Origin of the sequence: Methylobacterium sp. J-043 (assembly GCF_022829505.1) — a bacterium.
Taxonomy (GTDB): Bacteria; Pseudomonadota; Alphaproteobacteria; order Rhizobiales; family Beijerinckiaceae; genus Methylobacterium; species Methylobacterium extorquens_A.
In genome coordinates this window covers 1-805 of record NZ_JAKSYB010000012.1, presented here as the reverse complement: position 1 = coordinate 805, position 805 = coordinate 1, and the positions used below count along the sequence as shown (strand labels likewise).

At 56.6% G+C, this 805-nt stretch carries 1 tRNA gene and 1 rRNA gene; both read right to left on the bottom strand.

Annotated elements, in window-relative coordinates:
* Window positions 1-363 (bottom strand): 23S ribosomal RNA (locus MKK50_RS00495); the annotation flags it as partial.
* Window positions 364-672: 309 nt separating this feature from the next.
* Window positions 673-748 (bottom strand) — tRNA-Ala (locus MKK50_RS00490).
* Window positions 749-805: the final 57 nt, after the last annotated feature.

The following is an 805-nucleotide window of genomic DNA, read 5'->3' as shown; positions in this document are numbered from 1 at the left end:
TTCCAGACCGTTCCGGTAATCTCAAGCAGAGCACTGGCCTGATCCGCGTTCGCTCGCCACTACTAACGGAGTCTCGTTGATGTCCTTTCCTCCGGGTACTGAGATGTTTCAGTTCCCCGGGTTCGCTTCAAACCCCTATGTATTCAGGATTTGATACCTTCATCTGACCAACTGTATGGAAGCACCAGACCGACTCGCGTCAGCCTGCCACCACCATACAGAAGGTCGAAGGTGGGTTTCCCCATTCGGAAATCCCTGGATCAAAGCTCGTTCGCAGCTACCCAAGGCTTATCGCAGCGTACCACGTCCTTCATCTCCTCTCAGCGCCAAGGCATCCACCGAATGCTCTTAAGGCACTTGATCGCTCTCATGATCGATGTCCGGTGTGATCGCCAGCAGCTATGCTGCTGCCGATCACCCAGCCACGGTCACGATAAAGACCAGTGATGCAGGGCCCTCTCGGACACCCGCATCACATGCTTGCCGAACATAACCTGCAACGGGCACCCTGCTTTCGCAGGACCCGGGGTCACATTCCCTCTTTACGATGTTCATATCGATGCCACCTGCTGCGCTCAGCGCGAACAAGGGCAAACTTGCACTCTCTCTCCGGATCTTGGGTCAATCCACCGCCGCGTCACGCTCTGTTCAGCGCGCCATCAGCCAAAAACATGGTGGAGACGGACGGGATCGAACCGACGACCTGATGCTTGCAAAGCAACTGCTCTCCCAGCTGAGCTACGTCCCCTGATCATGGTGGGCCTGGGACGACTCGAACGTCCGACCTCACCCTTATCAGGGGTGC